19 protein-coding genes are annotated in these 22,291 nt (G+C 70.3%); 10 read left to right on the forward strand and 9 right to left on the reverse strand.

Annotation, left to right across the window (positions count from 1 at the left end; translation table 11 throughout):
- Window positions 1–108 precede the first annotated feature (108 nt).
- Window positions 109–588, forward strand: coding sequence for a methylated-DNA--[protein]-cysteine S-methyltransferase (locus ABZV00_RS02520; RefSeq protein ID WP_355601170.1), 480 nt, complete (start codon window positions 109–111; stop codon window positions 586–588).
- Window positions 589–701: 113 nt separating this feature from the next.
- Window positions 702–1,640 carry a hypothetical protein gene (locus ABZV00_RS02525; RefSeq protein WP_355601172.1) on the forward strand — a complete coding sequence of 313 codons (939 nt, stop codon included), beginning with the start codon at window positions 702–704 and terminating at the stop codon, window positions 1,638–1,640.
- A gap of 92 nt (window positions 1,641–1,732) precedes the next feature.
- On the opposite strand, the gene ABZV00_RS02530 is transcribed toward ABZV00_RS02525, so the two are convergent.
- Window positions 1,733–2,812: an inositol-3-phosphate synthase gene (locus ABZV00_RS02530; RefSeq protein WP_328421975.1), complete on the reverse strand. Its 1,080-nt coding sequence runs from the start codon at window positions 2,810–2,812 to the stop codon at window positions 1,733–1,735.
- 23 nt (window positions 2,813–2,835) lie between these two features.
- Window positions 2,836–3,474 carry a PadR family transcriptional regulator gene (locus tag ABZV00_RS02535; RefSeq protein WP_030331823.1) on the reverse strand — a complete coding sequence of 213 codons (639 nt, stop codon included), beginning with the start codon at window positions 3,472–3,474 and terminating at the stop codon, window positions 2,836–2,838.
- A 175-nt stretch (window positions 3,475–3,649) separates the two neighbouring features.
- On the opposite strand from ABZV00_RS02535, the gene ABZV00_RS02540 reads away from it, so the two are divergent.
- From ABZV00_RS02540 to ABZV00_RS02550, 3 genes are all read left to right on the forward strand, one after another.
- On the forward strand, window positions 3,650–4,093 hold the full coding sequence (locus ABZV00_RS02540) for a DUF5318 domain-containing protein (protein ID WP_328421972.1): 444 nt from the start codon (window positions 3,650–3,652) through the stop codon (window positions 4,091–4,093).
- A gap of 197 nt (window positions 4,094–4,290) precedes the next feature.
- Window positions 4,291–7,107, forward strand: coding sequence for a transglycosylase domain-containing protein (locus tag ABZV00_RS02545; RefSeq protein WP_355601174.1), 2,817 nt, complete (start codon window positions 4,291–4,293; stop codon window positions 7,105–7,107).
- 126 nt (window positions 7,108–7,233) lie between these two features.
- Window positions 7,234–8,733 (forward strand): glycosyltransferase 87 family protein, encoded by a 1,500-nt coding sequence (locus ABZV00_RS02550; RefSeq protein WP_355601176.1) that lies wholly within the window; start codon window positions 7,234–7,236, stop codon window positions 8,731–8,733.
- Between the two features lie 43 nt (window positions 8,734–8,776).
- On the opposite strand, the gene ABZV00_RS02555 is transcribed toward ABZV00_RS02550, so the two are convergent.
- Window positions 8,777–11,074 carry a hypothetical protein gene (locus ABZV00_RS02555; protein ID WP_355601178.1) on the reverse strand — a complete coding sequence of 766 codons (2,298 nt, stop codon included), beginning with the start codon at window positions 11,072–11,074 and terminating at the stop codon, window positions 8,777–8,779.
- A complete protein-coding gene (locus ABZV00_RS02560; RefSeq protein ID WP_355601180.1) occupies window positions 11,071–11,853 on the reverse strand; it encodes a deoxyribonuclease IV in 783 nt (260 codons plus the stop codon). The genes ABZV00_RS02555 and ABZV00_RS02560 overlap by 4 nt, the downstream gene beginning before the upstream one ends.
- A 640-nt stretch (window positions 11,854–12,493) precedes the next feature.
- Here ABZV00_RS02560 and rpsF point away from each other — a divergent pair.
- The 4 genes from rpsF to rplI all read left to right on the forward strand — a co-directional run bounded on the left by rpsF (window position 12,494) and on the right by rplI (window position 14,141).
- Window positions 12,494–12,784 carry a 30S ribosomal protein S6 gene (gene rpsF / locus ABZV00_RS02565; protein ID WP_007073791.1) on the forward strand — a complete coding sequence of 97 codons (291 nt, stop codon included), beginning with the start codon at window positions 12,494–12,496 and terminating at the stop codon, window positions 12,782–12,784.
- A gap of 78 nt (window positions 12,785–12,862) precedes the next feature.
- Window positions 12,863–13,399 carry a single-stranded DNA-binding protein gene (locus tag ABZV00_RS02570; RefSeq protein WP_201749186.1) on the forward strand — a complete coding sequence of 179 codons (537 nt, stop codon included), beginning with the start codon at window positions 12,863–12,865 and terminating at the stop codon, window positions 13,397–13,399.
- Window positions 13,400–13,440: 41 nt separating this feature from the next.
- Entirely contained in the window at window positions 13,441–13,680 is a 240-nt protein-coding gene (gene rpsR, locus ABZV00_RS02575; RefSeq protein WP_013289355.1) for a 30S ribosomal protein S18, read from the forward strand.
- Window positions 13,681–13,694: 14 nt separating this feature from the next.
- The gene (gene rplI / locus ABZV00_RS02580) at window positions 13,695–14,141 is read left to right on the forward strand and encodes a 50S ribosomal protein L9 (protein ID WP_328421961.1); all 447 of its coding nucleotides are present in this window, start codon (window positions 13,695–13,697) and stop codon (window positions 14,139–14,141) included.
- An 82-nt stretch (window positions 14,142–14,223) separates the two neighbouring features.
- On the opposite strand, the gene ABZV00_RS02585 is transcribed toward rplI, so the two are convergent.
- Window positions 14,224–15,762, reverse strand: coding sequence for a hypothetical protein (locus ABZV00_RS02585; RefSeq protein ID WP_355601183.1), 1,539 nt, complete (start codon window positions 15,760–15,762; stop codon window positions 14,224–14,226).
- Between the two features lie 383 nt (window positions 15,763–16,145).
- On the opposite strand from ABZV00_RS02585, the gene dnaB reads away from it, so the two are divergent.
- Window positions 16,146–18,980 (forward strand): replicative DNA helicase, encoded by a 2,835-nt coding sequence (gene dnaB / locus ABZV00_RS02590; protein ID WP_355601185.1) that lies wholly within the window; start codon window positions 16,146–16,148, stop codon window positions 18,978–18,980.
- A 45-nt stretch (window positions 18,981–19,025) separates the two neighbouring features.
- Here the strand turns inward: dnaB and ABZV00_RS02595 are convergent, their stop codons facing one another.
- From ABZV00_RS02595 to ABZV00_RS02610, 4 genes are all read right to left on the reverse strand, one after another.
- Window positions 19,026–19,703 (reverse strand): maleylpyruvate isomerase N-terminal domain-containing protein, encoded by a 678-nt coding sequence (locus ABZV00_RS02595; RefSeq protein WP_355601187.1) that lies wholly within the window; start codon window positions 19,701–19,703, stop codon window positions 19,026–19,028.
- Window positions 19,704–19,815: 112 nt separating this feature from the next.
- Window positions 19,816–20,205 carry a zf-TFIIB domain-containing protein gene (locus tag ABZV00_RS02600; protein WP_355601189.1) on the reverse strand — a complete coding sequence of 130 codons (390 nt, stop codon included), beginning with the start codon at window positions 20,203–20,205 and terminating at the stop codon, window positions 19,816–19,818.
- A gap of 19 nt (window positions 20,206–20,224) precedes the next feature.
- Window positions 20,225–20,857 (reverse strand): phosphoribosyltransferase family protein, encoded by a 633-nt coding sequence (locus ABZV00_RS02605; RefSeq protein ID WP_355601191.1) that lies wholly within the window; start codon window positions 20,855–20,857, stop codon window positions 20,225–20,227.
- 41 nt (window positions 20,858–20,898) lie between these two features.
- Complete coding sequence (locus ABZV00_RS02610; protein WP_355601356.1) at window positions 20,899–22,251, reverse strand: glycosyltransferase 87 family protein; 1,353 nt, start codon at window positions 22,249–22,251, stop codon at window positions 20,899–20,901.
- Between the last annotated feature and the right edge of the window lie 40 nt (window positions 22,252–22,291).

Here is a 22,291-nt window from a genome sequence, read left to right on the forward strand (position 1 = left end):
GGTTCCGCGGCGGCCCGCAGCGACACCGGGCCGGCGTGGACTGGCGTGCGGCGAGACGGTGGTGGTCGGGGTTGGCCATCCACGGCCAGAGTCGGGGACAATAGGTCGATGCGCTGGACCGTGCTCGACTCACCGATCGGCGAGTTCTCCGTGGCCAGCGACGGGGCGAGCGTCTGCGGCGCACACTTCGGCCGGATCGACGCGGCGGCCGACGAGCCCGACCACGAGTTGTCCCGGCAGGCCATCGCCGAGCTGCGGGCGTACTTCGCCGGTGAGCTGACCGGTTTCACCGTCCCGGTGTCGATCCCCCGCGGGTCGGATTTCGAGCGGGCGGTGTGGCGGGAGATGACCCTGATCCCCTACGGCGAGACGCTGACCTACGGCGAGGTGGCGCGCCGGGTCGGCGACCCCGGGGCGGCCCGCGCGGTGGGCGTGGCCTGCAACCGGAACCCGATCCCGGTCATCGTCCCGTGTCACCGCATCGTCGGCGCCGGTGGGCGGCTGGTCGGCTTCGGGGGTGGCCTGCCGCGCAAGGTGCACCTGCTGGAGTTGGAGGCCCGGGTGGCCCTGCAACAGGCATGGTCCTGACCGACCCGCCCGCCGAATCGAACGAGTCATGCTTATCGGCCGATCGGTCGATGTGGACACCCCTCCGCAACCGTCATGATCGGGCGTCATTTCACCGACTTTGCGGGGGACCGATGACCGAAAAGCAGGACAAGACCGTCGACCGCCGCCGGCTGCTGCGCCGCGCTGGCACCGTCGCCGCTGGCGTCGCCGGCACCACCGTGGTGGGCGCCGCCGTCGCCGCGCCGGCTCAGGCCGCACCCGGTGACCCGGTGGTCCAGGGCGCGACCAACGCCGCCGGTGCCACCACCACCACGCTGACCAGCACTGCGGCTGGCCCCACCCTGCAGTTGGGGAACACGAGCACCACCACCGACGTGGATGGCGCGGTGCTGGCCCGGCCGGCGCTGCGGCTGACGCCGAGCGGCGACTACCTGCACCCCGACTCGCTGGGCGGCTCGCTCGGCATGGACGCCTACGGCAACCTTCAGGTGGTCGCCGACTTCCAGGGCGTCAGGTACCTCGATTACGTGCACACCACCGGCAACTCGAACCAGATCGTCCCGATCGCACCGCAGCGGGTCATCGACACCCGCGCGGCATCGTCGCGGACGCGGATCAGGAACGCCTCGTCGACCACCCTGGACAGCTCGGGTCGCCTGCGTGACGGCCAGACCATCCACGTCGACCTGAGCGACTTCGTCCACTTCGGGGACGCCCTCTTCGGCAACCTCACCGTGACCACCGCGGTCGCCTCGGGCTTCGTGCAGATCTTCCCGTACGGCGGCCCGCGTCCGACGAGCTTCTCGTCGATCAACTACCTGACCAACCAGGTGGTCGCGAACTCGTTCATGTCGGGCATCGGCTACGAGCAGGACTGGATCTCCGTCTACGCGGCCCGGACCACCCACATCATCATCGACGTGGTGGCGTTCGTGGTCGGCGTCGGCTCGGTCAACCCGGGCATCCTGCCGATGTCCGCCGGCGCGATGGCGCGCGGCGCCGAGTCGCCCGAGCAGCTCAAGGCGAAGCGGGCAGCCAAGGCCAAGAGCACGGCGCCGAGCTGGAAGTGAGCGGGTCGCCGTACGCGGCGACGAGGCAGTGAACGCGGCGAGGGCCGGGTCCGTACGGACCCGGCCCTCGGCCGTGCTTGGTGCTCAGCGGGTCAGCGCTCGACCTCACCGGCGATGAACTCCTCGACGGCCTGGTGGGCGTCGTGGTCGGCGTACTGCACCGGCGGGGACTTCATGAAGTAGGACGAGGCCGACAGGATCGGGCCGGCGATCTTCCGGTCCAGCGCGATCTTCGCGGCCCGGACCGCGTCGATGATGACGCCGGCCGAGTTCGGAGAGTCCCACACCTCGAGCTTGAGCTCGGCGTTGAGCGGGGTGTCACCGAACGAGCGGCCCTCCAGGCGGATGTACGCCCACTTGCGGTCGTCCAGCCACGGCACGTGGTCCGACGGGCCGATGTGCACGTCGCTCTTGCTCATCTCGTGCGGGATCTGCGAGGTGACCGACTGGGTCTTCGAGATCTTCTTCGAGACCAGCCGCTTGCGCTCCAGCATGTTCATAAAGTCCATGTTGCCGCCGAAGTTGAGCTGGTACGTGCGCAGCAGCTCGACGCCGCGGTCCTCGAAGAGCTTCGCCAGGGCGCGGTGCACGATGGTGGCACCGACCTGGCTCTTGATGTCGTCACCGACGATCGGCAGGCCAGCGTCCTCGAACTTCTTCGCCCACTCCGGGTCGGAGGCGATGAAGACCGGCAGGGCGTTGACGAACGCGCAGCCGGCGTCGATCGCTGCCTGGGCGTAGAACTTGGCGGCCTGCTCGGAGCCGACCGGCAGGTAGCAGACGACGACGTCGACCTGCGCGTCGCGCAGTGCCTGCGTCACGTCGACGGGAGTGGCGTCGGACTCCTCGACGATCTCGCGGTAGTACTGGCCCAGACCGTCGAAGGTCGGACCGCGCTGCACGCTGATGCCGGTCGGCGGCACGTCGCAGAGCTTGATGGTGTTGTTCTCGCTGGCGACGATCGCCTCCGCGAGGTCCATGCCCACCTTCTTGGCGTCCACGTCGAACGCCGCGACAAACTCGACGGCGGAGACGTGGTAGTCGCCGAAGGCGACATGCATGAGACCCGGGACGCGGTCGTTCGGGTCGGCATTCCGGTAGTACTCGACGCCCTGAACCAGGGACGAGGCGCAGTTACCCACACCGACGATGGCGACGCGGACGGAGCCCATAGCGTCTGCCTCCTTCTTTTCTGTCACGGCCGCTCATTCCTGGTCTCTCCAGGCGGAGGCGGGCTGTTGTCTTCTCGTCGGCCGCCGGCCGTCCCGATGTTCGGGACCGTCGGGGCTCGGCCGGAGCGCTCGTTGGCGATGAGCTCCTCCAGCCAGCGGACCTCGCGCTCACAGGCGTCAAGGCCGTGGCGCTGTAGTTCCAGGGTGTACGCATCGAGGCGCTCGGCCGCCCGGCCCAGCACGTCACGAAGCCCTTCGCGACGCTCCTCGATCTTGCGGCGGCGACCCTCCAGAATGCGCAGGCGGGTCGCCTGGTCGGTCCGGGCGAAGAACGCGAAATGCACCCCGAAGCCCGTGTCGTCGTACGTCTCGGGCCCGGCCTGTGCGATCAGCTGGGCGAAGCGTTCCTTGCCTTCCGCGGTGATTTTGTAGACCACCCGACCTCGTCGGCTGGTCAGCGCGGGAACCTCCTCGGCGGTGGCGGGTGTCTCGGCGGCTTCGGTGATCCATCCGGCCGCCTGCAACCTGCGCAGGGTCGGATAGAGCGAGCCGTAGCTGATCGCCGCCCGGATCGCGCCGAGTTTGGCGGTCAGCTCCTTGCGCAGCTCATAGCCGTGCATAGGAGACTCCTGCAGGAGGCCGAGGATGGCGAACTCGAGCACTACGCCATCCTCTCTTTACCCCCGGCGCGGAGTGGTAACCGCCGCGATGTATCGGACCGATACATCGCACGTTAGCGGGTCGCGGGGGTCAGGGCAAACCCTCGTTTCGAGATGCTGCTGTCACGGATCGTGACCGTGGTCGCCTGGTCGAGCCGGACCGCGTACCCTTCTCCGCATGCGTACGCAGCGCCAGGTCGTCGACTACTCGCTTCAGAAGCGAGCGGTGCTGCGTGAGCTCCTGGCCGGCCGGGTCGGCACGTACGACGTCTGCGACGCATCCCCGTACCTGAAGAACGCTGCCCGGTTCCACGGCGAGCCGACCGACCGACGCTGCCCCATCTGTCGCAGCGAGAACCTGACCAACGTCCACTACATTTACGGTGACGAACTCAAGCAGTCCGCCGGCCAAGCTCGGACACTGACCGAGTTGCCCGTGCTGGCGATGACGCTGCGTGAGTTCCAAGTCTTCGTGGTGGAGGTGTGCCTCGGCTGTGACTGGAACCATCTCGTCGAGCAGTACCTGCTCGGTCGGGACGGTCTCAGCAGCGACGGCGACGGCGAGCAGGACGCGGCAGGTGCCGGAGGCACCGGTCGGCGGAGGCGAGAGGCGCAACGGTGATCTCAGCTGGTTGGACTGGCCCCGGGGCCGTAGACATGACCCGGGACGGCCGACCGCTCGTTGGTCTGATTGGCCCGATTGATACTGCAATGACCCCGGTGAACCGGCACCCCCGTGCCGGCGTCCCGGGTGAAGCAACTCACGGCAACCCGGTGGCGGCGCAGTCGCGCCCCACCGCGACCGGCAGGGTGTGAGGAATGAACTCGTACGGCGATCCCAGTTCTGCGCGCGGGCGGGCCCAGTACCCGGGCCCGGACGGCGACCCCGGACGGGGCGTGGACGACGCGTACCGCCGACCAGGCGGTGACTCTCGCGGGAGTGGCTGGTCGGCCTCGGAGGCCCCGGCATCCCCCGGTCGCGCCTCGGTGACACCGCGGGCAGCCGGTGGGCGGGCCTCGGTTGGTGGTTCGGCCTCGGTCCCGCCGCGCGGCACCACCGCCGGGTCCGCCTCAGTCGGTTCGGCCACGCCAGGCCGGGCCGGGCGGGCCTCAGTGCCGGTGTCCCCGGCCCCGGGTGCACCGGCGGGTCGGGCCACGGTCGGCGCGGCGTCCGTCGGCGCCGCCTCGGCGGGCCGGGCCAGCGTCGGCTCCGCCTCGGTGGGCGGCCGGGCCGCGGTCGCGCGGGCGAGCGTCTCACCGGTCTCCGGCGGCCCGGGTGGCCCCGGCGGGCCTGGTGGGCCGAACGGTCCGGGTCGTGGTGGTCGGGGCGGTCGCGGTGCGGGTGACCCGGCTGGGGCGGCCCGAGCGAAGAAGCGCAAGCGGATGAACCTGCTGATCGCCGGTTTCGCGGTCTTCATCATGCTCGCCGGTGTCGGTGTGGTCGGGTTCACCTACTACTCGACCAACGTGGTGCTGCCCGACGAGATCACCCCGCCGCAGGCGACCACCCTGTACGCGTTCGACAACAAGACTCCGATTGCCAAGGTGGGCGATCAGAACCGCACCCTGGTCACCATCGAGCAGATCCCGCAGTGGGTGCAGGACGCGGTGGCTGCCGCCGAGGACCGGAACTTCTACCGGCACTCAGGTGTGGACTACAAGGGCATCGCCCGAGCCGGCTGGAACAACCTCTCCGGCGGCGACAAGCAGGGTGCCTCCACCATCACCCAGCAGTACGCGCGCAACGCCTACGACAACCTGAAGGACGACACCTACGCCCGGAAGGTGAAGGAGGCGATCCTCGCCTCCAAGCTGAACGACGAGTACACCAAGCCGCAGATCATGCAGCACTACCTCAACGTGATCTACTTCGGCCGGGGCGCCTACGGCATCGAGGCGGCGGCGCAGACCTACTTCGGCAAGTCGGTGAGCGCGCTCAAGCCCGACGAGGGCGCGGTGCTCGCCGCCCTGATCAAGCAGCCGGAGCCGAGCTCCAGCCACCAGGGGTACGACCCGGCGATCAACCCGACCGCCGCCCAGGATCGCTGGAACTACGTGATCGATGGCATGGTCAAGGAGGGCTGGCTGGGCGTGGCCGGCAAGCCGGAGCGGCCCGCCGCCTATCCGAAGAACATCAAGGCCCCGAAGAAGGGCGGCATCGGCGTCGACTTCGGCGTGGACACGCCGTACGGCAACGTCATCAACTACGTCCGGGAGGAGATGCGCGACAGGGGCATCTGCGTCGACAAGGAGACGCAGGTGACCGACACCAAGCCGCTCTGCTCCCAGGCGCTGATGGCCGGTGGTTATCGGATCCGCACCACCATCGACACCAAGATGCAGAAGGCGGCGGTCGAGACGGCCCAGCGGAAGACCAAGGGCTCCGAGTTGGCTGGCCAGCCGAGCAACCTCATGGCCGCGGTGGTCGCGATCGACCCAGGTAACGGTCGGGTGGTCGCCTACTACGGCGGTGACAACGGCACGGGCACCGACTACGCCGGCAAGAACACCGACTCCACCGGGGCGATCAGCGGCGGTCACTCGCCCGGCTCGAGCTTCAAGATCTACACCCTGGCGGCTGCGCTCAAGGCCGACAAGGCGCTCGAGTCCCGGTGGAAGGGCAAGGCATTCACCCCGGAGGGCACCAAGTTCAAGGTCAGCAACGCCGGCGTCGACAACCCCTCCTGCGGCAACTCCTGCACGCTCAAGGTGTCCACGCTCAAGTCCCTGAACGTGCCGTTCTACCACGTCACTGAGGAGATCGGCGCGGACAAGGTGGTGGACATGGCCAAGCAGGCCGGCGTCACCACCATGTGGCGCACCGACACCAACCCGGCGAAGGCGTACGACCTGACCAAGGCCGACCCGAAGGCCATCACGCCGGAGCCGTTCTTCAACGTGGTCGGCTACGGCCAGTACCCGATTACGGTGCTGGACCATGCCAACGGTGTGGCCACCTTCGCCAACGGGGGTGTCTACAACAAGGCGCACTTCCTCTACTCGGTGGAGAAGCAGAACCCGAACACCGGCAAGTGGGAGAAGGTGGCTAAGGGCAGCGAGAAGCTCGACTCCCAGCCGCGCATCGACAAGGACGTGGTGGCCGACGTGACGTCGGTGCTGAAGGACTATCCGGCCGCGGTCAACCACCGTCTCGATGACGGCCGCAAGGCCGCCTCCAAGACCGGCACCTGGGAACTCAAGGGCGACAGCTCCGACAACGGCGACGCCTGGATGATCGGCTACACGCCGCAGTTGGCCACGGCGGTCTGGGTGGGCAACGTGAAGGACCGGAAGCCACTCATCCTCAAGGACAAGCGCAAGGTCAGCGGTTCCAACCTCCCGGGTGACATCTGGGAGCGGTTCATGGACGAGGCGCTGAAGGGCAAGGACAAGCTCGACTTCCCGCCTGCGGCGAATATCGGCGACGCGACCTCCGGCAACGGCGAGGCGGCGCCGCCGCCCCCGACCCCGCCGGGAGGTCTGCCGGGTCTGCCCGGCCTGCCGGCCTGTGACCCGCTGACCAACCCGTTCTGCCCGCGCACCGACGGCAACAACGGCGGCGGCAACGGCAGGCCCGGGACAGGTGGCGGCGGTGGTGGACTACTGCCCAGCCTGCCACCGACCAATCGGGACTGACCCGCCCCGCTCCACGACGCCGCCGCCGGCCGGACGACCTGTCCGGCCGGCGGCGGCGTTTCCGTACCCGGATCTGGCGCGCCGGGACGGGACGAGCACCCCGGTCGTACGGCAGGATGCCTCTTCATGAGCACCCAGTCGACGCCCGGCATCGACGACGCCGGAACCACCGACCACCCGTCCCGCTCCGACGGGTTCGTCCGCGGCATCTCCGGCATGATCGGCGGGCCGCTGGGCGACCATGCGACGGCGCTGGACCGGCCGGCCGGCGGGGAGCGGCGGTTCTGGACCGCCGTCCGGATCGTGCTGGCGCTGGCCTGCCTCACCCTCGCCCTGCACTGGGTGCAGAAGTCGCCGTGCCAGGACGGCGCCTGGCAGAACAACGAGCAGTACACCCGGTTCTGCTACACCGACGTGCTCGCCCTCTACTACGCCGAGGGGCTCAACGAGGGCAAGGTGCCCTACCGTGACCACCCGGTCGAGTATCCCGTGCTGACCGGGTACTTCATGGGGGCGCTGGGCCTGCCGGTACACGCCCTCGGCGACGGCGATCCCAGCATCAACCAGGGTCAGTGGTTCTACAACCTCAACGCACTGGTGCTGGGTGCGCTCGCGGTCGCCACCGTGGCGGTGATCCTTGCGCTGCGCCGCCGACGACCCTGGGACGCCGCGCTGTTCGCGCTCGCCCCGGCGCTGCTGCTCACCGCTACCGTCAACTGGGACCTGCTCGCCATCGGGCTGGCCGCGTTCGGCCTGCTGGCCTGGGCTCGGAAACGGCCGGCGTTGGCTGGCGTGCTGCTCGGTCTCGCCGGTGCGGCGAAGCTCTGGCCGCTGTTCATCCTCGGCCCGATCCTGGTGCTGGCATTGCGGGCCGGCCGGCTACGGGCCGCGCTCATCGCGGTCGGCAGCGCCATTGCAGCCCTGGTGCTGGTGAACCTGCCGGCCGCGCTGGCGTACCCGGAGAACTGGGACCGGTTCTTCGAGCTGAACAGCACCCGGCCCATTGACTGGGGAACGCTCTGGTACATCGGGCGCTACCTGGATGGCAAGGTTGGCGGCGACCCCACCCGGCTCGGCCCGTTCGAGTGGCTGAACGTCAACATCCCCACCCTCAACACCATCTCGTACGCCCTCTTCGGGCTGGCCTGCCTCGGCGTGGCTGTCCTGGCGCTGCGCGCGCCACGCCGACCGCGGCTGGCCCAGCTCGCCTTCCTGGTCGTCGCCGCGTTCCTCATCTTCAGCAAGGTCTGGTCCCAGCAGTTCGTGCTGTGGCTGCTGCCGCTGGTGGTGCTGGCCCGGCCGAAGTGGGGCGCCATCCTGGCCTGGCAGTTCGCCGAGATCTGCTACTTCGTCGCCTTCTACGGTGAGCTGCTCGGCGCGGCGACCAGCCGACCGGTGTTCCCGGAGGGTGTGTTCGTGCTGGCATCGACGTTGCGGTTGGCCACCGTGGTGGTGCTCTGCGTGCTGGTCGTCCAGGAGATCCTGCACCCCGAGCGGGACGCGGTACGGGCCACCTATGCCGACGATCCGGACGGCGGCGTGCTCGACGGCGCGCCCGACGAGCCCTGGCTGGATCGATGGCGCCGCCCCTCGAACAAGCCCGCACCCGAACCCGCCACCACCTGATCCGCGCGGGTTCCCCCGCAAACCCGCCCCGTACGCAGCCGCGTCAGAGCCGGTAGACCACCGCGTCGCCGATTTCCTGCCGGGTGATGCCCAGCGACTCGACCGGCGTGTCGATGGTGATCTCCCACGGCGTGCCCGGCACCTGCCCGCGCAGCAGCACCACCGTGCGGACGCCGAGCGTGCGCAGGTAGTCGACGCTGGTCTGGTCGGGGAACGACTGGCTCACCCGGCGAACGTCGTCGAGTTGGCGCGGGGTGAAGCCGCTGCCGCCGTTCACCACGTCCGGGAAGCCGCTGGTCGACCAGAGCATTACATGCTGGTCGAGACTCTGGTTGCTGGGCAGCACCAGCAGCGGCCCCTCCGCCGTGCGGAGCGCGGCTGGCTGGGTCGGCACCACCGGATGCGGGGTGGTGTTCAAACCCTCGATGGTGACCAGCAGCAGCGGCAACAGGGTGGCCAGCCGCAGCCACGGGCCCGGCCAGGACGGGATCCGCTGCGCGGCCAGCTCGCGGACCCGGTCGGTGAGGGCGGTGACCGCACCCGCCGCGAGCAGGGCGAGCAGCAGCGTGGTCCAGAGCATCAACCGCCCGGGGGTACGCAGCGCGCTCCAGCCCGGCGCGTGCTCGAAGAGCGGGATGTAGGTGAAAGTGCCGTCGAAGAAGCGGGTGCCCATCGCGAAGGCCATGGTCACCAGCACCCCGGCGAGCAGGAGCAGCCGGTGCCGTAGTCGCCAGACCGAGAAGAACAGCCCGCCCGCGGCCAACGCGTAGAGCACGAAGCCGGGCAGCAGGGTCATCTCGGGGTGCCACGGCAGCGCCGCCCGGGCGCCCTCGTGCAGCCCGCCCCAGATCCGCGACTCGGCGGGCGCGGTGACGAAGCCGGACGCCGGCGGAGAGAAGATGCTGATGTCGGCGACCGTGCGCTCGGCGTTCGGGTGCAGCTCGGTCACCTTGAAGAACGGGATCGCCATCAGCAGACCCACCCCGGCGAAGAGCACCCCGCCGACCAGGTCGGCGACGAACAGCCGGCGGCCGAACGGCAGGGCCTGGCCGATCCGGAGCCGCCGCGCGTAGAAGAGGACGGCGGCGACCACCACCGCGCCGGCCAGGAAGTATGCGAACGGCAGGCCGATGCCGAAGCCGAGGGTGAGCTGCCAGGCCGCCACCAGCCAGCCGGCGTAGACCCAGCCGTCGTGCCGACGCTCGGGTCGGTAGCCTTGCCGCAGCGACCAGCCGTGCCCGCGCGCCAGCATGGCCAACGCCAGAGGAATGCCGCCGTTGGAGAGCACGTGCAGGTGCCCGGCCTGGGCCAGCAACCACGGCGCGTAGGTGTAGGCGACCCCGGCGACCGCGGCGCCGATCCGGCCCGAACCGAGCTGCCGGGCGAGCGCGTACGCCCCGAGCGTGGCGAGCGCGTGCGCCAGCACGAACATGATGTTGTAGCGCAGCACCGCGTCCTCGGGACCGCTGCCGAGCATCCCGGCGGGGGCATAGCCGAGGAGCGTGTCGGAGAACGCGAAGCTCCACAGCTCGGGGAAGAACGTGTTGGACTGCCACAGGTGCGACGGGTCGGTCAGCAGGATGTGCCCGGACCAGGCCATCTGCCAGGCCTGCAGGCTCGGGTCCCAGTAGTCCTGCGGGAGGGTGTAGCGCGGGTAGCGCAGCGTCGGCCAGGTCATCAGCACGGCCAGCGCCAGCGCGCCCAGGGTGGCCAGGGTCCACTCGTGGATCAGGAACCGGCCGACTGCCCGGGCCGCCCGGCTACGGCGGGTGGCCACCGGCTCCGGCGCGGACGCGAACGCATCCCAACGCTCAGGTCCTACCGGCTTCCCCTCGCCGTCGCCATCTCCCGCCGCCTCGCTCTTCCCGGAGTCGTCCTTTTCGGAGGAATCCTTGGCGGCATCCTCCGTGGCGGTCTCGCTCTTGGCGGTCTTGCCCTTAGCGGTCTCGCCCTTGGCGGGATCGGGCTTGGATGCGCCGTCCGTCGCGGTGGCGGCGTTGGCACTGGTGTCGGGAGCGGCGTCCGCCCGCACGTCGTTGTCCTTGGCCGTGTTGTTCTCGGCCACGGCGTCCGAAGGCGCGCTGGCCATGCTGGAGGCGGCGTCCGCTTTGCCGTCCTTGGCCCCGGCGTCCGTGCCGCCGTCCTTGGCCCCGGCGTCCGTGCCGCCGTCCTTGGACCCGGCGTTGCTGGCGGCGTCCGAGGTGGCTGTGTTGGACGCCGTGCCGGCGGTGCGGACGACCGGGGTGGGGGTGCCGGTGGCGGGCGGGGTGGCTGGTCGGATGTGGGTGTCCCCGGTGGGGGTGGGCCGGGCGCTTCCGGTCCCGGGCTGTCCGGTCGTCATGCTGGCGAGCCCAACTGCTGGCGGAGGAAGTCGATGTCGGCGGCCTGACCGGTCACGCCGCCCGGCGTCTCGACGACCACCGGCGCTCCGGCCGCGCGGATCACCGCCACCACCAACTCCGGGTCGATCGTCCCGCCACCCAGGTTGTCGTGCCGGTCCTGGCCGGAGTTGAACGCGCCCTTGGAGTTGTTGGCGTGCACCAGGTCGATCCGCCCGGTGATCGCCTTGATCCGGTCGACCAGGCCGAGCAACTCCTCACCGCCGGCGTACGCGTGGCAGGTGTCGAGGCAGAAGCCGACCTCGTGGTCACCGATGGCGTCCCACAGTCGGGCCAGCGCGTCCAACCGGCGGGCGCAGGCGTTGTCGCCGCCGGCGGTGTTCTCGATCAGAACCGGGACGCCGAAGCCGCCGGAGTCGGCCGCGTACGCGAATGTCTTGCGCCAGTTGTCGAAGCCGACGGCCAGGTCGTCCCCGGCGTTGACGTGCCCACCGTGGACGATCACGCCCTTGGCGCCGATGGCGGCGGCGGCGTTCGAGTGCCCGAGCAGCAGTTTGCGGCTGGGGATCCGGATGCGGTTGTTGAGGGTGGCCACGTTGATGACGTACGGCGCGTGTACGTAGAGATCGATCTCGGCCGCGCGTAGCTGCTCCGCGTCCTCCCGCGGCTTGGGCGCCTTCCACCCCTGTGGGTCAGAGAGGAAGAACTGCACGGTGTCGGCGGACCGGGCGGCCGCCTCCGCCAGCGGGTCGGTCGAATCGACGTGGGCTCCGATACGCATGCGAGCGAGCCTACGTCGCGACCCCGACGGGTGGGGCGATGGCCGGTGCGGTGTTGGACGCTGGCCGCGTCACCGGACGGACCGACGATCGTTGATGGGATGGAACCGGCAGTCAGCGCCCGGTACCGCCGTCGGCGCGAGCGCCGCGAACGGCAGCCGGGGCCGACGGACCGACAGCGAGGTCACCCCCGCCGCGCGGCCCGGCGCGGCGGGGGGAGATCCCTCGACACAACAGATTCCGACCGATGAAGAATCTCGGGAATTTGTGCTTTTTCCCCCGACAAGGTACGAGAGCTGTTGTATCGTCAGATAACAACACGATAAAGCTCCGCGGGGCGTCATCGGTCCAACCTCATCGGTGTGGTCGTTCCTCCCCAGGTCCCACCCAAGGAATGCGGACGGGACGCCCCGCGGCCTCGTTGACGGGGGTCCACCACCGACCGGTGACGGTCGGAACGGTGGGCCCCCGTCGACACGTCCGGGCGCTGGCCTGACCACCCCGGGCATGATCGTCCGGACCGGGTATCCTGGTCAGGTTGTCCGCGTCCGGCCGGGTTCCCCCGGCGCGTGCGGGCAGCGACGCACGACCTCCTGCCACGGAAGGACCGTGGCCGCTTAGCCCACAGGAGGTGAGCACGTCTTGCGTCACTACGAGATCATGGTGATCCTCGACCCCAGCCTCGAGGAACGCACCGTCGCCCCGTCGCTCGACACGTACCTGAACGTGATCCGGACCGCGGGTGGCTCGGTTGAGAAGACCGACGTGTGGGGCCGCCGGCGCCTCGCGTACGAGATCAACAAAAAGGCCGAGGGCATCTACGCCGTCGTCGACCTGCAGGCCACGCCTGCTGCCGTGGCCGAGCTGGACCGTCAGCTCCGGCTCAACGAGTCCGTGCTGCGCACCAAGGTCATCCGGCCGGAGATGCGCTAAGCATTCAACCCGGTTCGCCCGGATCAGCCTCCGCGGCTCTGTCGTACGGCTCTGGGAGCCTGTACGACGAGACGCTGAGTGCGCGAGGAGATGGTCATGGCAGGAGACACCACCATCACGGTCATCGGCAATCTGACCGATGACCCCGAGTTGCGGTTCACCCCCTCCGGTGCGGCGGTCGCCAAGTTCCGGGTCGCTTCGACGCCCCGTTTCATGGACAAGACCACCAACGAGTGGAAGGACGGCGAGCCGCTCTTCCTGGCTTGCACCGTGTGGCGTCAGGCGGCGGAGCACGTCGCCGAGTCGCTGCAGCGGGGCGCCCGCGTGATCGTCTCGGGTCGGCTGCGTCAGCGGTCGTACGAGACCCGCGAGGGTGAGAAGCGCACGGTCATCGAGCTTGAGGTCGACGAGATCGGCCCGTCGCTGCGCTACGCCACGGCGAAGGTGCAGAAAATGTCCCGCTCCGGCGGCGGTGGCGGCGGCTTCGGTGGCGGTGGCGGTGGTGGCAGCCAGGGTGGCGGCGGAGGCAACTTCGACGACCCCTGGGCTTCGGCCGCACCCTCTCCCGCGCGTGCCGGTTCGGGCGGCAACTTCGACGAGGAGCCTCCGTTCTAATGGCGCCGAGCGCCCGCGATCGCAAACCAGGAGCACGTGCAATGGCCAAGGCTGCGGCACTTCGCAAGCCGAAGAAGAAGGTGAACCCGCTCGACAAGGACGGGATCACCTATATCGATTACAAGGACACCGCGCTGCTGCGCAAGTTCATCTCCGATCGCGGCAAAATCCGCGCTCGGCGGGTGACCGGCGTGACCTCGCAGCAGCAGCGGCAGATCGCCCGTGCGGTCAAGAACGCCCGTGAGATGGCGCTCCTGCCGTACACGGCTACCACCCGCTGAGAGGAGGCACCGATATGAAGATCATCCTGACTCAGGAAGTGTCCGGCCTCGGTGCCCCGGGCGACATCGTCGAGGTCAAGGACGGCTACGGCCGTAACTACCTGCTGCCGCAGGGCTTCGCGATCGCCTGGACCAAGGGCGCGGAAAAGCAGGTCACGGTCATCAAGCGGGCCCGCGGGGCCCGCGAGATCCGGGACCTCGACCACGCCAACGAGGTCAAGGGTCAGCTCGAGGGTCTCAAGGTCAGCCTGAAGGCCCGCGCCGGCGACGGCGGGCGGCTCTTCGGCTCGGTCACTCCGGCCGAGATCGTCGACGCCGTCAAGGCATCCGGCGGCCCGGTCCTCGATCGGCGCCGGCTGGAGGTGCCCGGTCACATCAAGTCGACCGGCAGCTACCCGGTGAAGATCAAGCTGCACCCCGAGGTGACCGCGTCGTTCAACCTGAACGTCGTTCAGGGCTGACGCCAGCGACACCACCACGAAGGCCCGTACCGAGCGATCGGTACGGGCCTTCGTGCATACGCGTCGTGGCACCCGCGCCTGGTCAGCCGATCGGCTGACCGGTCACCGCGCTGATCAGCACCGTGGAGAGACCGCCGCCCACCACCGCGGCGGCGACCGCGATGGTCGCCGAGCGCCACGTGGTGCCGACCCGACGCAGCAGCGCCGCCACCACCAGGCTGCTCACCAGCGCCAACCCGAAGCGCGGCGAGCCGGCGAGCAGTGACTCCAACGCGCGTGACCGGGGCGAGTCGCACCCACCCCCACTGATGTCGGTGACACAGCCGGCCGGCGCCTGGCCGTCCAGAGTCAACAGCCAGACGAAGATCAGCATCGCCGGAACGAGGTAACAGGCGGCGGTGTACAGCATCGGCCGGAAGGGCCCACCCGGATCCGGGTCGAGCAGGTCGTCCTCCAGGCGCCGAGCCCACGCGCCCGAGGCCGCCGACTCGACCCGCCGACGTACCGACGCCGTGCCGACCGGTGGCTGGTCCGCCCGACGCCGTGGACCACCACCACGCGGTACGGGCGCGCTGCGCGGGCGCGGAGCGGTGTACCCGACCACCGGAGACCGGGGTGCCGACGTCGTCGGATCCATCCACCGGGGGTCATCACCAGCCAGTCGGGTGCCGGACCAGAACCCCTCGGCTCGGCTCGGCCAACCCTCCGCCGCCACCGACCGGTCGGAGCGTGGTGGCAGCGTCCGATCCCACTGGTCGTCCTCGACCGCGGACCGCTCCCACTGACCGGTCCGGTCGGACCGCTCCCAACCACCGATGCTCTCCGCCTGCGACCACTGCCCGCTCAGGTCCGTGTCGTCCGCACCGGCCGCCGGCGGCCACGCGTGCACGCCCGAGGCGTCCCACGGGTCCACCGCTGGCGCGTACGACGGCTCGGGCTCGACCGCCCGCTCGGGCCCCCGCTCCCACGGGTCGACCGCCGGCCGGGACCAGGACTCCTCCGCAGCCCGGCGGCTGCGCCGGGTGGGCCGGTCCGCATCCCGTCGGGGCGACGGCTCGGCCGGAGCGCCCTCCAGATCACCGCCGGACCAGATCACCTGGGGACGGCCGGCGGGCGCACGGCGGGGACGGCGGTCCGGGACCGCGCCGGAGACCGGCTCCTCCTCCGCCGCCGAATTGGCGCGCCGACGGCCGGCGTACCCCTGCTCCTGCGGACGGTCGAGCGTCCACTCCTGGGTGTGATCCGAATCGGTTGCCGCACCGATCGCCGGCCGCTCCCGCCAACTCGTCTCGCTGACCCGTCGCCGGCTGCTCGTCGTCTCGGTGGCTCGCCAACCGGCCCCGGAACCCGATCGCTCGGGCTCGACCTCGTCGTCCGGCGCGGCGTGCCGGCCAGCGCCGTCCGCGTGCCGGACCCCCGACTCCAGCGCCCACCGGGGCAGGTAGGCGTCCACCGGCTCATCCTGCCCACGGTCCAACGCGCGCCGCCGACTGGAGGTGCGATAGCGCCCGTCCTCGTCGTACGGGTCGACCGGAAGTGGCGGCGCGGGCTCACCCCACGAGGTGGTCGGCTGGCGCTCGCGCGGGCTGCCCTCCCCGCGCTCCCAGTCCCGGTAACTCACGGCCGGATTGTGACCCTTCTGAACCGAAAGCGGAATCCGCTGTCCAGGTGAAGCCGTTCGCTGGAGATAGTACGGGACGATCGTGTCACAGGCCCGACCGAAATATTCTCCTCCACAGGCTGGGGATCATGTAACCCCAGGTCAACGAGGTGTGGCCGAGAATTCCCCAACAGTTGTCCACAGCCTGTGCACACGCTGCGCACATGCTTGCCCACCAGCATCCACAGGTTGTCCCGAGGCTCGTCCACCGACGTTGTTGAGTCGCTGACCTCGGGGTCCGTATGGTTGGCCCTCGACCGCCGGCGTGATGCCCCCCGATCGACCGGCCTGGTCGGACGGAAATGTCGTACCCCGGCGATAGAGCTGGGATCGGATCCGGCGCAGTGGAGGGGGGACCCGTGTCGGTCACCGACGACATGCGGGCGGAGCCACGCTCCGGCGGCCAGCCGCCTGCGCAGCGAGACGGCCAGTTCGACAAGACCCCGCCGCAGGATGTCGCGGCCGAGCAGTGCGTCCTCGGCGGCATGCTGCTCTCCAAGGACGCCATCGCCGACGTCGTCGAGATCCTCAAGACCAACGACTTCTACCGGCCCGTGCACGCCACCATCTTCGACATCATCCTGGACATCTACGGCCGGGGTGAGCCGGCTGACCCGATCACAGTGGCGGCCGCACTGACCGACTCGGGCGACCTGGCCCGCATCGGTGGCGCGCCCTACCTGCACACCCTCATCGCCAGCGTGCCCACCGCCGCGAACGCCGCGTACTACGCGCGGATCGTCAGCGAGCGGGCGGTGCTGCGCCGGCTGGTCGAGGCCGGCACCAAGATCGTGCAGCTCGGCTACGGGACGGCCAACGGCGGCAGTCGCGACGTCGACGACGTCGTGGACCTCGCCCAGCAGGCCGTCTACGACGTCACCGAACGCCGGGTCAGCGAGGACTTCGCGGTACTGGCCGACATGTTGCAGCCCACGCTGGACGAGATCGAGGCCGTGGGGGCGCAGGGCGGGATGATGACCGGCGTTCCGACCGGTTTCACCGACCTGGACCGGCTGCTCAACGGTCTGCACGCAGGGCAGCTCATCATCGTGGCCGGCAGGCCGGGTTTGGGTAAGGCGCTCGCGCTCGACACCCCACTGCCGACTCCGGACGGCTGGACCACCATGGGCGAGGTCACGGTGGGCGATCAACTACTGGCGGCGGACGGCACTCCGACTGCGGTCACACACGCCTTCGACGTCATGCGCGACCGTCCCTGCTACGAGGTCGAGTTCTCCGACGGCACCGTGGTCGTGGCGGACGCGGAGCACCTGTGGAAGACCACCAGCCGGGCAAGTCGGCGGCAGGGGTCGCCGCGGCAGAGGCGGCACTGGTCCGAGCCGGCGCTGGCCAAGGTGCGTGCGGCGCACAAGCGTCTCAATGCCATGGGAAACCAGCCGATTACTCTCTTCGACACGATCGAGCAGGTCGGGCCGGAGTTCCGGCATGTCCTGCACACCGTTGCCCGTGAGGTCGGATCGATCGGGCGGATCAGCCGTCCCGTCGTCCGTGACGGCAAGCCGCAGAACTGGACCGCGCCCGGCTATCCGGCCGGTCCGCTTCTGACCTCCCTTCTTGAACGGGCCGAGCGGGAGGTCAACGCCGGTAGTCGGGCCGACCACGACGGTGTGGTGACCACTGCTGAGATCGCCGCCACGCTGCGTACTGACACCGCCGAGCGACGGCTCAACCACGCCGTACGGAACTGTGCCCCGCTCCATCTCCCGGGCCGTGAGCTGCTGGTCCCGCCCTACACGCTGGGCGCATGGCTCGGTGACGGGCACACCGGCGCCAGCCGCTTCACAACCGCAGATCCTGAGATGATCATGCAGGTCGAGGCGGACGGCTTCGTCGTCCGGCCCAGCGGGCCAATGGTCTACAGCATCCACCTGCAGCCCAATTCCGTTGCTCGGACGAACGGCGTCTGCCTAGACTGCGGCGCGTCCACCCGGGCATTGCGAGAGAATCCAGCGACCAGGCGGTGTGCTCACTGCCATGACCAGAACGGTTCTTTCCTCGGGCTGCTGCGTCAGGTCGGGGTGGCGGCGGACAAACACATCCCCAGCGTCTACCTGCGCGCCTCCGAAGCCCAACGCCGGGCGCTACTGGCTGGGCTGATGGACACCGACGGCACCGTTGCCCCCGCGGGTAACCTGCAGTACACATCGACCTCGAAGCGGCTGGCGGAAGACGTGCGCGAGCTGATTGTCAGCCTCGGCTACCGCTGCACGGTCAACCTGAAGGCGGTACGCGGTCGCACCCCCGAGTCGTCGACCGCGTACACGTTGAACTTCTCCACCCCGGACGTTGTCTTCCGGCTCAAGCGGAAGCAGGATGCACACACCGGACGCCGTCGCACAGCCTCTGATGTCCGAACGACCTCACGGTTCATCGTCGACGTTCGCCCGGTGCCGAGCGTCCCGGTGCGGTGCGTCACGGTCGACAACCCCGAACATCTTTACCTGGCCAGCCGGGCGATGATTCCTACCCACAACAGCACGGCAAGTATGGACTTTGCCCGACACGCTGCTATCCGCGCCAACCAGGCGGCCGCCATCTTCTCGCTGGAAATGAGCAAGGTCGAGATCGTCATGCGACTGCTCTCCGCCGAGGCACGGGTGCCGCTGCACGTGCTGCGCAGCGGGCAGCTCTCCGACGACGACTGGACCAAGCTGGCCCGGTGCATGGGCGAGATCAGCGAGGCACCGCTCTTCGTCGACGACACGCCGAGCATGAACCTGATGGAGATCCGGGCCAAGGCCCGCCGGCTCAAGCAGCGACACGACCTCAAGATGATCGTGGTCGACTATCTCCAGCTGATGACGTCGCCGAAGCGCACCGAGAGCCGGCAGCAGGAGGTCGCGGACCTCTCCCGTGGCCTGAAGCTGCTGGCCAAGGAGGTCGAGTGCCCGGTCATCGCGGTCAGTCAGCTGAACCGTGGCCCCGAGCAGCGCACCGACAAGCGGCCACAGTTGTCCGATTTGCGTGAATCTGGGTCAATTGAGCAAGATGCCGACGTTGTGATCCTGCTGCACCGCGACGACTACTACGACAAGGAGTCGCCGCGGGCGGGCGAGGCGGATTTCATCATCGCCAAGCACCGGAACGGCCCCACCGACACGGTGACCGTCGCAGCCCAGCTGCACCTGTCCCGCTTCGTCGACATGGCCATCGTCTGAGTCGACATGGCCATCGTCTGACCAGCGCGGCACATCCCGCGGCGATCAGCCGAGCAGCGGAAACCAGCCGGCCGACTCGCCCAGCTCCAGCCGGTCCCGATCGGTGAGCGGGAGCCGGCCGGTGGCCTTCAGCAGGAACTCGTGGTCGTCCCAGCCGGTGGGGCGCACTGTGTCGTCGCTCAGCAGGCCGTCCACGGCGGTCACCGCGACCCGTACCGCCAGTGGGCCGGGCGGCGGCGCGCCGGGCAGTTCCGGCGTCAGGTCCAGGTGGTGCACGACGGCCTCGGTGGTCAGGGTGGCGAGGAAATCCGGTAGGCGCAGCACGTGGCCCTGTGTGGCCACGTACCCCGTCGGGTCGGCCGCCCTGGCGGCCCGGACCGCCGCCGGGGCGGTCTCCGCCCAGAGTTGGACGATCCCGGTCGGCCGGTCGAAGGCGGCGGCCGATCGGCGGACCCACCAGGCGTGCCGGCCGTCGTCACCGCCGCCAGCGGGGAAGCCGCGCCAGTAGCTCACGTCGTCCACGTCGGCGGGGCCGGCGGCGGGACTGGCCAGTGCGACCAGGGCTCGCTGCGCGTCGCCGAGCAGATGGAAGAGCAGGTCCGCGACGAGCCAGCCCCGGCAGCGGGTGGGTCGTTGCAGGTCCGCGTCGTCCCGGCCGTCGACCACGGCGGTGATCCCGTCGTACGCCTGAGCCAGCGCCTCGTCCGGCTGGATCGCGGTCATGCGATGCAGCCTCGCACGGACCCTCCCGCCCGCCAACCGTTGGCGACGGTGGCGGTGGGCGATGCGCCCGGGCCGACCCGTGGATCGGCCCGGGCGGGTTGACGGTCTCGGCTCAGCCGAACATCTCGTCGAGGAAGCCCTTGCGCTTCTTCTGCCGGTAGTGACCGTGGTAGCCCTGGTGCTGCTGACCGTGACCGCCGTACGCCGGGGCCGGCGGGTAGCCGTGAGCGGGCGGGGGCGGCGGCGGGGGAACGGCACCATAGCCGGGCTGGTGCTGCGCCGGGGCGTGCGGCGGCGGGTAGCCGCCCGGCTGCTGAGCGGGCTGCGGCGGGGCGCCGCCGGCCTGCTGGCGGCTCCAGTTGGCCTCCGCCTCGAACAGCTTCTCCAACTCGCCGCGGTCGAGGAAGATGCCTCGGCACTCCCCGCACTGGTCGATGACGACGCCGCTGCGCTCGTACTGACGCATTTCTCCATGACACTTGGGACAGGTGAGACTCATCATCCGAAGGTACCCGGTCGAGTCACGCGGTCGCGGTAAGCGACTCGATCACCTCGTCGTCGGACACCTCGTGGAAGTCCTCGAAGTAGACGCTCACCGCGCCGAAATCCGGCGGGCGCTGGGCGCAGACGACCTGGTCGGCCTCGGCGGCCAGCAGTTCGTACGCCTCCTGCGCGCCGACCGGGACCGCGACCACCACCCGGCGGGCCCCGAGGTGGCGCGCGACCTCCACGGCGGCTCGCGCGGTCGCGCCGGTGGCCAGCCCGTCGTCGACGATCACGGCGGTTCGTCCGGTGAGGTCCAGCGGTGGGCGACTGCCCCGGTAGAGCCGCTCCCGGCGCTCCAACTCGGCCTGTTCCCGCTGACTGACCTCGGCGATGTCCTCGCTGCTGAGCCGGCCGGCCACCGCGTCGTTGAGCACCTGCACGCCGCCCGGGCCGAGCGCACCGAAGGCGACCTCCCGGGCCCACGGCATGCCGAGTTTGCGGACCACCAGCACGTCCAGGGGCGCGCCGAGCCGTTCGGCGACGACCCGGGCCACCGGTACGCCGCCGCGGACCAGACCGAGGACGACGACGTCCGGTTCGCCGATCAGTGCGGTGAGCCGCTCGGCGAGCACCCGGCCCGCCTCGGCCCGGTCGCGGTAGGTGGTCATGCCTTCAGGTCTACGCCCTGCCGCGTCGTTCTGCCCGGCAGTTACGCCGAAGTGGTCCGACCGGACAGTTCACCGGGCATCGGGACGGTCGCCGCATCGGGCTCGCGGTGCAGGGCGGGCGCCCAGGTGAGCAGGGCCAGCGGGTACAGCAGGTAGCCGAACCGGGTCGTGGGCATCAGGGCGATCGCGACGAGCAGTCCGTACCCGCAGATCAGCGCGGTGGCGACGGCGGTGCGGGGCGGACGGCGGGCGAGCCGGACGGCGATGGCCAGGCCGGCCGCGACCAGCAGCGCGGCGGCGATCAGCCGGCCGGCGGGCAGCCCGGTGGCGATCAGGTAACCGGGGAACGGGGACTGCGCGGGGCTGGTGACCAGGCCGTGGCCGAGCGGGAAGCGCAGCACGTTCTCGGTCAGCGCGTCGTGGTCGACCAGGAGGGCGGGGATCAGCGCCGCGACGGGCAGCCCGATCGCGCCGGCGGCGACCCGGGTGCCGGCCCGCCGGGTGAGCCCCCAGACGATCAGGACCAGGGCGACCGGCCAGGCGAACAGCTTCAGCGCGCCGGCCAGGCCGACCGCGAGGCCGGCCCGGCCGGGGCGGTCGGCGGCGGCGAGCGCGAGGGCCAGCAGGCAGAGCGCGAGTACGGGTAGGTCGTCGCCGCCGGTGGCGAGGGTGAGCGCGCAGATCGGCAGGACGGTGGCGGCCTGCACACCTCGCAGCAGCGCGGCATTCCGCCGGTGAGCCGTGTCGGCGGAGGCGGCCGGTTGTGCCCGGCGGGCGGTGGTTGGCGCGGCGCGCAGGGCGGCAACCGCCAGGGCGAGCGCCAGTGCGGTGCCCACCGCGAACCAGACCCGGGCGTCGGTCCACCAGGTGTCGACCAGGGCCCTGGGCAGGCCGAACATCGCCATGCCCGGCTGGTACGGGGTGTAGCCGAGCAGTTGCTCGCCGGGCGGTAGGGCGGCAATCGCGTCGGGTCCGAGGTAGGGGGTGCCGTGCTCCAGCAGGCGGTTGCCAGCCTGCTCCACGACCAGCACCTCCTCCTGCGCCCGGTCAGTGCGTCCGGTGGCCCGCTCGATGCTCTGCCACAGCAGAGGCAGCAGCGCAGCGCTCACCCAGGCGAACCCGGTGACCGCCCAGCGGGCCGGCAGACCCACCAGCCGGGAGGCAGGGGTGCGCCGGCGCAGCAGGAGTTGGACGCCCACCGCCACCGCCGCGACCAGGTAGCCCACAGCGGCGACCCCGCCCCAGGCGCGGTGCGGCAGCAGCGTCGAGGTGGCCGCGGTGATCGCGGCGAAGACGGCCGAGACGGCGTAAAGGCCAAGGTCGAGAGCGAGACCGTCGGCGGCGGAGTCGACCCTGCGCCAGTGACGACGGAGGGCGGTCGGGGCGTCGGCGATCACGCGCGCCAGTCTGGCAGACCACCCTGGCCGGCCGTCG

It is taken from the genome of Micromonospora sp. NPDC005173, assembly GCF_040608515.1.
Lineage (GTDB): Bacteria > Actinomycetota > Actinomycetes > Mycobacteriales > Micromonosporaceae > Micromonospora.